This is a genomic window from Ketobacter sp. GenoA1, from assembly GCF_003671475.1.
Taxonomy (GTDB): domain Bacteria; phylum Pseudomonadota; class Gammaproteobacteria; order Pseudomonadales; family Ketobacteraceae; genus Ketobacter.
Window position 1 is genome coordinate 1 of sequence record NZ_RCHM01000011.1, and the last position, 8,671, is coordinate 8,671.

Consider the following 8,671-nt stretch of genomic DNA (forward strand, 5'->3'; position numbering starts at 1 on the left):
GCCCCACCCCAGATCTCGGAACACACGCGGGTCAACGCAGCCGTCAAGGTGGTTTTACCGTGGTCAACGTGACCAATGGTGCCTACGTTTACGTGCGGTTTGCTTCGTTCAAATTTTTCCTTTGACATTTGACCCTTCTCCTGGCCTGTACCTTTGAAGTTTCTTCATTACACACAAAAAACGGGAAGACACCAAGCCAACCCGCATAATCTGGAGCTCATAACCGGATTTGAACCGGTGACCTCTTCCTTACCAAGGAAGTGCTCTACCGACTGAGCTATATGAGCAAAAGCTTTATTTACCATAACAAGTATGGAGCGGGCAGCGGGAATCGAACCCGCATCATCAGCTTGGAAGGCTGAGGTTCTACCATTGAACTATGCCCGCCTGACCCTGCAAACAGCGCCGGCATGCGACCACCAAGCTTTATGCCGCCGCACACAAATAATGGTGGAGGGGGCAGGATTTGAACCTGCGAAGGCTGAGCCGTCAGATTTACAGTCTGATCCCTTTGACCACTCGGGAACCCCTCCGGAGCTTCCAACCTACTGGAAGCAAACAAACTCTTCGTTTGAACCTAAACTGGAGCTGGCGAGAGGAGTCGAACCCCCGACCGGCTGATTACAAGTCAGCTGCTCTACCAACTGAGCTACGCCAGCGCTGCTCATCAATTTAGGCCGCGAATTCTACGCAAATTATTTGGTTTGTGCAAACATTTCACATGCAGCTTTTGAAATTTTTATACCGCTGCCTTGCACCACCAGGGTTTCGAGGGTTTTTTCAAGATTTTCAACAGGTTGTCCAGGCGGGATTCGCACCCAAAATTCGCTCTCCACACTCTCCTTTTGCCTCAATTCGGCGGGAAAGCCAGCCTCCTTGACACTGGCTAAAACCCCCCTGGCTGAACGCTCTTTGTTGAACAAGCCCAGCGATATTGCATTTCTGAGTTCTCCAGTTGAGACAAGATAGCTATCAATTTTCTTGGCCTGGAGATTTTTGAGTGTCTGCATTGCCTCTCTACGGGTGGATGCCGGCGCCAAAAGAACCCAGTACTGGGTATCCCGGGACAACTCCAGCTCCTCCAATTCAGACGCAATGCCTTCGGTGAGCAGGTTCTTGACCAGCATCCTGCCGTTGGCCTCCTGCTGATAAGGGCCGACCGAAACACACAGTGCTTCCTTTTTAATTTCCACCTTATCCAGCTCGCGATGCACCGCCCCTGGCTCCTGGATAATGACCGGCGCCGGCGGCGGAGCACTGCTGGTGGCAGCAGGTAAACGTTCCGTCAACAACACCAGCCTGTCACCCTGCACCGGCGGCAAAGGATACTCCTGCGCACTGGAAACAGCCGGCACAGCGGAGCGGGAATACTCCCAGCCAAAATAAGCCACATTCAATACCAAAAGGGAAAATACAATCCAGCGCATTATCTACTAGTTATCCTGTTATGCGTCTATGAGAAGTGCTGCGCTTTCAAGCAGTTGCATGCCTTCAAACACCAGATCTTCCACCAGTTCATGTTGACTGTACAAATGAGAGCCTACAAGGGCCGCGTCGCCGCCTGCAAGAATAAGTTTAGCCTGTGGAAAGGATTTTAGGAGATTTTGATAACTGGATTCGATCAACGCCACTAAACTGTACAGCGCGCCATGATAAATCGCTTCCGCCGTATTGACCCCCGGCACCAATGCGGCCGACTCAAAGCCTGCGGGGTCAGGACGAATATTGTCGGTTCCTGCCAACAGACCCTGCAGCGCCAACGTCAGACCACTCACAATGTACCCACCCAGATGGTGACCCGCAACGTCCACAAAATCCAGTGTGGCGGCTGTACCTGCGTCAACAACTGCGCACGCTTCGCCGTACCTTGCCCAGGCGGCGACAACCGCCAGCCACCGGTCTATTCCAAGGCGATCCAGATCACGATAGGCACACTGAACCCCCAGAGCACTCGATGTTACGACGCAGCGCTGTAAAGGAAGCGACAGCGCAGACTTCAATTGTTCCGTTATCCCCTCCTGCCTCCGCTCCGTCAGAACACTGGCAAAAACCACTGCCGTCAGATCCCCGTGGCCGGACAAGGAATGCAGCCAAGCATCAAAACCCTCATAACTCTGAGCAGTGATCCCACCGTCCGACAGCCGCCATTTGAATCTCGAATTACCAAAATCCAGATAAAGAACACTCATTCAACAGCACGGAGACTCATCTCCCCTCCTTTAATGATCTGGATGGCGCCTGAGATTTCCAATCTCAAGCCGCCACTGCTGTCCACTCCGCGAGCAATACCGAATATGTCGGACGCGCCGGTTTTAATCACCACTTCTTTGTCCGCGTAAACATCCAGTGCCTGCCATTCATCCCGAAACGCGGCGAATCCATTCGCGGCAAAGCGCTCCAGCATTAGCAACAATTCCGAAATCACCACCGACGCCAGCAGATTACGGCCTATGCCCGGCCTGAATTCATCCAATTTGGCCCACGACTGATCAATGCCATGGGCAGCAGCCATAGGCAAACGGTGATTTACACCAACACCCAGCACCACCTGACAACGCCCCGACGGATCCCCCGTCATTTCCAGCAAAATCCCACTGAGCTTCGCGCCCCCTACCAGCAAGTCATTGGGCCACTTTAATCCCACCGCTGACACACCCAGCCTGCTGAGTGCTTTAGCCACTGCCACCCCGGTGGCCAAGCTAAGCCCTTCCAATTGCGCCGCCCCCTGATGGAACTCCCAGACAATGGACAAATACAGATTGCTCCCGAAAGGGGACACCCAATGACGCCCCCGTCGCCCGCGACCGGCAGTCTGCTGTTCAGCAAGGCACACATAACCGGACCCCACACCTGTCGCCGCCCTCTGCAGAGCCACATCATTAGTGGAGGTCACCTGAGACCGGACATCAAGCTGGCTCAACAACGCCCTGGCCCCATCATCCATTTGAGAGCAAACCTGCTCAGTGTCCAGCCACTCCATGGGATGAGCCAATCGGTACCCTTTACCGCGTACCGATTGGATATCCAGCCCTGACTCCTGAAGTTTCTGAATTTGTTTCCAGACCGCAGCACGGGACACTCCAAGCGAATCCCCAAGCTCGTCACCACCATGAAACCGGCCATCGGCCAGCAAGGCTATCAGTTCCTGGAAACGATCATCAGCGGAATGCGGATTGTTTCTGCTCAAATTCTTTCCTTATGCCTTCGCATACGATATCGCACAAATCGAACACAAACGGAGCCCCAATGGAGAAATACGCCTGGTTACCTTCCTGCCTGCGAATCACCAATCCTGCGCCCCGCAATATGGATAGATGTTTGGATACATTGGGTTGTGACGCCCCTGTAAGCTCCACAAGCCCCCCCACCGTAAGCTCGCCTTCGCGAAGATTATGCAATATTTTCAAACGCATAGGATCACTCAATACACGAAAGCGTTGGGCTACGACCTCTAACTGATCATCGGACATCACAAGACCGGACACAAATACCTCACTTTCTGGGAGTCTGATCAACAAGAAGCCATGATATCACACAAGCGTGAGTTGACCATATAACTATATGGTTATATTATAATGCCATTGTTTTCCAGAACACCCTGCTTGTAGGTAACCGATGAAAGATCAAATTGTGCACTTTGCTACCGGCCATCCTAAAAAGATTATGTGGCTCACGCTGGTTTTAACCCTGATCGCAGGTGCAATGATTCCGCGTATTCATATCGACACTGACCCTGAGAACATGCTGCCTCCAGACCAACGGGACAGAGTGATCCATGACCGGATTAAAGAGCAATTCAACCTTTATGATCTGATTGTCGTTGGCATCGTCAATGATCAGACCGATACGGGTATCTTCAACCATCAGTCATTAGCCAATCTGAAATCTTTAAGTGATCAAATTGAAGCCATTGAGGGCGTGATCGATCACGAGCTTATGAGCCTGGCATCGGTAGACAATATCACCCAGGAGAGCCCGGGAACGATCCGGTTCCAGTGGATGATTCCGGATAACCGCGACGAACAACTGCCTCCCGCAGAGTTGGAACAGGCGACAAATCGACTCCCCATGTTCAAGAACACGCTGGTATCTGAAGATGGAAAGGCCGCTGCCATCTATGTACCAATCGAAAAAAAGGAGCTGAGCCACGAAATAGCGCAAAAAATCCAGTCCATTATTGACCAACTTCCTCCCGGAGACGAATACCACATAACAGGATTACCGGTCGCTGAGGACACCTTTGGTATTGAGATGTTCATTCAGATGGCAATCTCCGCGCCCATGGCGGCAGTTGCGATTTTTCTATTGATGTGGATCTTCTTTCGCAGTTTTGCGCTGATAACCGCGCCAATGCTGGTGGCGATGGCTACCGTCATCATCACGATGGGAGCGCTCATCGGCATGGGCTACACCGTGCATATAATGAGTTCCATGATCCCCATATTTCTTATGCCCATTGCGGTGGTGGATTCCGTCCACATCCTGTCTGAGTTCGCAGAACTGCACAAACCAGGTGACAGGGTGAAAGACACCATTGAAAAAGTAATACAGAACCTTTTCAGGCCCATGCTGTTCACTTCGATAACATCGGCCGTGGGTTTTGCTTCCTTGGCATTTACTCCCATTCCGCCAGTACAGATATTCGGCTTATTCGTTGCATTCGGAATCGTTTTGGCATTCCTGTTTACAATTGTATTCGTTCCCGCTTATATCGCTATGTTGTCGGAAGACCGCATTCAATTACTGGCTAAAAAACACCATACAGACAGCGCTGTAGCTTTGGATGGCTTTCTCAATAGGTTCAGGCGAGTGGCAATTGGCAACGCTAAAGTAACGGTCACCATCGCATTGGTCTTGTCTGTATTCAGCTATGTCGGTATCAAAAAGATCGAGATCAACGACAACCCTGTGCGTTGGTTTAAAGAAGATCACAGGATTCGAGTTGCAGATCGTGTTTTGAATTCCCATTTTGCGGGAACCTACGACGCTTACCTGGTATTCAGAAAAGACACGTCAGCCATGCAACAGCAAATATTGTCTGAATTGCATCAGGCGGCCGCAGAGAGCGAAGTTGCGAAAAGCATCCTTTCTGCGAGCCTCAACGGCCGCACTGACTTCAACAAACAGATAAGCAGGTTGATCCAGAGCGCCGACGATGCTGCCTTTGAAGCTGAATCCCCCTCAGATGTGGTGGCTTTAGAGAATCTCATAGCGACTGCCGAACAGGCCCAGACGGAACTGAAGTATTTCATGCAACCGGAAGCGCTCAGCTATATGGAAGCGTTGCAACAGCATCTCCTTGAGGGAACGCTGGTAGGTAAATCGAACAGCATTGTTGACCTGGTAAAAACGGTATATCGGGAGCTACAAGGTGGAGACAAAACATTTTACCGCATCCCAGACAATAGCAACCAAACCGCGCAAACCATATTAAGTTACCAGTCATCACATCGCCCCTATGACCTATGGCACTTCGTAACACCAGACTACCAAAACGCTGCCCTCTGGTTGCAACTCAAAAGCGGCGACAATAAAGACATGTCCATCGTTGTGGAACAGGTTGAGCAATATATTTCTGGGCACCCACTACCAGCTGGTCTTAGCGTGCAGTGGGGAGGTTTGACCTACATTAATGTGGTGTGGCAGGAAGCCATGGTTAAAGGCATGTTAAACAGCTTGTTCGGCGCTTTTGTTATGGTTTTTGTTGTCATGGTGCTTCTGTTCAGATCGCTCCTCTACGGCGTGCTCGCGATGATACCACTCAGCCTGACGATCGCCCTGATATACGGATTAATAGGCTGGATAGGTAAAGACTATGATATGCCCGTTGCAGTACTTTCTTCCCTGACATTGGGTTTATCCGTGGACTTTGCCATACATTTTCTCGACCGTGCACGGGCAATCCATGAAGACACTGGTAGCTGGACCACTACAATGAACCTTATGTTTGGGGAGCCAGGCATCGCTATTCTTCGTAATGCCATCGTCATTGCAATTGGCTTCCTGCCACTACTGGCAGCACCATTGGTTCCTTACAACACAGTGGGCATATTCCTGGCTTCGATTATGGCCACCAGCTGTGTCGTCACGTTACTACTGTTACCGGCCATAATGTCCCTAATACAAGGCATCCTCTTCCCTGAAAAAACAAGGAGTGCAAAATGAAATCCGTTACCAACGCGCTGAGCGTACTGCTAGTTGGCCTATTCACCTCATCCGCTTGCCTGGTGGCATCGGCTGAAACCATCACTGCTGATCAGATAGTGCAGCGGGCAAACCATGTTGCATTTTATCAGGGTCAGGATGGAAGAGCGGAAACCCGAATGAAAATCATTGACGGCAGCGGCAGAGAGCAACTGCGTCAATTCACGATCTTACGGAAGAATGTAACCGACGGTGGCGACCAACAGTTTTTTGTATTCTTCCAAAGACCCTCAGATGTTAAACGCACGGCTTTTCTGGTTAAGAAACACATCGACCGTGATGATGACCGCTGGCTGTATTTGCCAAGTCTGGACTTGGTGAAGCGGATATCAGCGGGCGACAAGCGAACCAGTTTTGTTGGAAGTGACTTCTACTATGAAGATGTTTCCGGTCGCTCTCTAAAGGCTGACAAGCACACCCTAACGGAAACCACAGAATCACATTACATTATCGACAATTATCCGGTTGACCCTGACGGGGTCGAGTTCAAACATTATAAAGTCTGGGTAAACAAAGCAACTTATCTGCCAGAAAAAACCGAATATTTTGACGATCAAGAAAATCTATATCGCAGCATCGAGGCTTTAGACCAACAGGAAATTGACGGCTATATCACGGTAACGAAAATGAAAGTAACCGATCACAGAACAGGGGGATACACCCTTAGTGAGATACGCTTTATCAAGTACAACATAGGCATCGACGATGACGTATTTTCTGAGCGATCACTGCGAACACCACCACAGGAATGGTTGAAAAGACCTACAAATAAAACGTGACTCATATGAAATACACATTCATCTGGTTGTCTATCTCAGCCATTTTCAGCTTACTCCACTCTACGCTCCTGGCCGCTGTAGAAGATGAGTGGAGTGATTGGGATGAAGGCTGGGCCGAAGAAGAGGCGGCAACCACACCCTTGCTACCGGTGAGTGGTTTCTTGGAATCCACAAATAGTTATCGGACTAATAATAGTGATGCATTGGCGGAAGAATGGGTGGCTCAGGACTTGAGGGGGCGAATCCAAACCTATTATCAGGACCACGGAATCACTGCCAGCTACAAAGGAGAGTTGTACTTTGATGGTATCACCTCAGAGTGGCATGGCATCAATCGGGAAGCCTACCTTGGTTTCTCACCCTTATCCGCAATCGATGTACGGGCCGGACGCCAGATACTAACCTGGGGAACCGGTGATCTCCTATTTCTAAACGATTTTTTTCCAAAGGATTGGGTCGCATTCTTCAGTGGATACGACCAACAATATCTAAAAGCACCCTCTGACGCCCTAAAAACAAGCGGGTATTCTGAGCTGGTGAACGTTGACATCATTTGGTCACCAAAGTTTGACCCTGACAATTACATCACTGGAGAAAAGTTGGTTTATTTCTCTCCATTTGTGGACGATATTGTAGCAGCACCACCTGCCGTTAATGCCAGAAAACCAGGTGCCAACCTAAAAGATGGCGAATTGTCTGCCCGCTTCTATAAAACCGTGCAGGGTATTGAATATGCAATGTACCTGTATCAAGGCTTTTTCAAAACTCCAGAAGGGTATGACCCTGCTGAACAAAGACTATACTTCCCGAAATTACAGAGTCTAGGCGCCAGTGCTCGTGCCAGTGCTTTAGGAGGCATAACAAACGTCGAGTTTGCCCACTGGGTTTCAAAGGAGAGCGACCAGGGTACAAACCCATATGTACCGAATAATCAAACACGTTTCTTGATCGGTTATGAATCTGAAATTGTTCGCAACTTAACGGCCAACTTCCAGATCTATTCCGAATACACCCATCACTATTCGAAATTGAAGGAAAAGATTCCATCACCAGATGATCGACCACGCAAAGCTCGACAAGTGATCACCACACGCTGGACTCTTAACACACAACAATCAAACATTGTGTACTCAGCGTTCCTATTCTACTCGCCTTCCGATGATGACTATTACCTGATACCAAATATTATGGTTCGTATTGGGGATAGCTGGCAGATCAATGGCGGCGCCAACGTTCTGGGTGGGAGCAAAGAACACACGTTGTTTGGGCAAATGGAACAAAACTCCAATATCTACGCAAGAGCTAAGTTCATCTTTTAGGAGACATTACATGACTATCAACGAAGGCTTACGATTCGCTGCCGGTTTTTTCACACTATTGAGTCTGCTTCTGGGAATATTTGTGCACGAATACTGGTTTTTATTTACTGGTTTTGTAGCACTAAATCAGATCCAGTCGTCTTTTACACATTGGTGCCCAATGATGTGGCTACTGGACAAAGCCGGTTTCAAGCGTGAGGAAGTTGTCAGTTAATCAAAGCAGGCTATGCTTCCTCAACCGTATTCCATGTGCCATAGCCGATTTCAATTGGTGCAAGCGTCCAGCCAATAAAAAACCCCGCACAATAGACTTGAGCGGGGTTTTTTATTGAATTAGGAGCCTGACGATGACCTACTCTCACATGGCGA

The 8,671-nt window shown here is 49.5% G+C and carries 9 protein-coding genes and 4 tRNA genes; 4 read left to right on the forward strand and 9 right to left on the reverse strand.

All coding sequences use genetic code 11. The features are described from left to right. From D9N13_RS04855 to D9N13_RS04895, 9 genes are all read right to left on the reverse strand, one after another. A partial coding sequence (locus D9N13_RS04855) for a GTP-binding protein (protein ID WP_290586708.1) occupies positions 1–128 on the reverse strand: 128 nt, incomplete at its 3' end. A gap of 83 nt (positions 129–211) precedes the next feature. After that, positions 212–287, reverse strand: a tRNA-Thr gene (locus D9N13_RS04860). Between the two features lie 26 nt (positions 288–313). After that, positions 314–387 (reverse strand) — tRNA-Gly (locus D9N13_RS04865). A 61-nt stretch (positions 388–448) separates the two neighbouring features. Next, positions 449–533 (reverse strand) — tRNA-Tyr (locus D9N13_RS04870). Positions 534–583: 50 nt separating this feature from the next. After that, a tRNA-Thr gene (locus D9N13_RS04875) sits at positions 584–659 on the reverse strand. A 36-nt stretch (positions 660–695) separates the two neighbouring features. Then, on the reverse strand, positions 696–1,427 hold the full coding sequence (locus D9N13_RS04880) for an SPOR domain-containing protein (RefSeq protein WP_290586685.1): 732 nt from the start codon (positions 1,425–1,427) through the stop codon (positions 696–698). An 18-nt stretch (positions 1,428–1,445) separates the two neighbouring features. Beyond that, a complete protein-coding gene (locus D9N13_RS04885) occupies positions 1,446–2,189 on the reverse strand; it encodes a type III pantothenate kinase (RefSeq protein WP_290586688.1) in 744 nt (247 codons plus the stop codon). Then, the gene (gene birA, locus D9N13_RS04890) at positions 2,186–3,187 is read right to left on the reverse strand and encodes a bifunctional biotin--[acetyl-CoA-carboxylase] ligase/biotin operon repressor BirA (RefSeq protein ID WP_290586691.1); all 1,002 of its coding nucleotides are present in this window, start codon (positions 3,185–3,187) and stop codon (positions 2,186–2,188) included. Before birA ends, D9N13_RS04885 begins: the two co-directional genes overlap by 4 nt. Then, on the reverse strand, positions 3,159–3,485 hold the full coding sequence (locus D9N13_RS04895) for an ArsR/SmtB family transcription factor (RefSeq protein ID WP_290586693.1): 327 nt from the start codon (positions 3,483–3,485) through the stop codon (positions 3,159–3,161). The genes birA and D9N13_RS04895 overlap by 29 nt, the downstream gene beginning before the upstream one ends. 130 nt (positions 3,486–3,615) lie before the next feature. On the opposite strand from D9N13_RS04895, the gene D9N13_RS04900 reads away from it, so the two are divergent. Genes D9N13_RS04900 through D9N13_RS04915 form a run of 4 tightly spaced genes read left to right on the forward strand, consistent with a single transcriptional unit; the run spans position 3,616 to position 8,516 of the window. Further along, complete coding sequence (locus D9N13_RS04900) at positions 3,616–6,165, forward strand: efflux RND transporter permease subunit (protein WP_290586696.1); 2,550 nt, start codon at positions 3,616–3,618, stop codon at positions 6,163–6,165. Continuing rightward, entirely contained in the window at positions 6,162–6,983 is an 822-nt protein-coding gene (locus D9N13_RS04905; RefSeq protein ID WP_290586699.1) for an outer membrane lipoprotein-sorting protein, read from the forward strand. The genes D9N13_RS04900 and D9N13_RS04905 overlap by 4 nt, the downstream gene beginning before the upstream one ends. A gap of 5 nt (positions 6,984–6,988) precedes the next feature. Beyond that, complete coding sequence (locus D9N13_RS04910; RefSeq protein ID WP_290586702.1) at positions 6,989–8,302, forward strand: hypothetical protein; 1,314 nt, start codon at positions 6,989–6,991, stop codon at positions 8,300–8,302. A 10-nt stretch (positions 8,303–8,312) separates the two neighbouring features. Then, entirely contained in the window at positions 8,313–8,516 is a 204-nt protein-coding gene (locus D9N13_RS04915) for a DUF2892 domain-containing protein (RefSeq protein WP_290586705.1), read from the forward strand. The last annotated feature ends 155 nt before the right edge of the window (positions 8,517–8,671 follow it).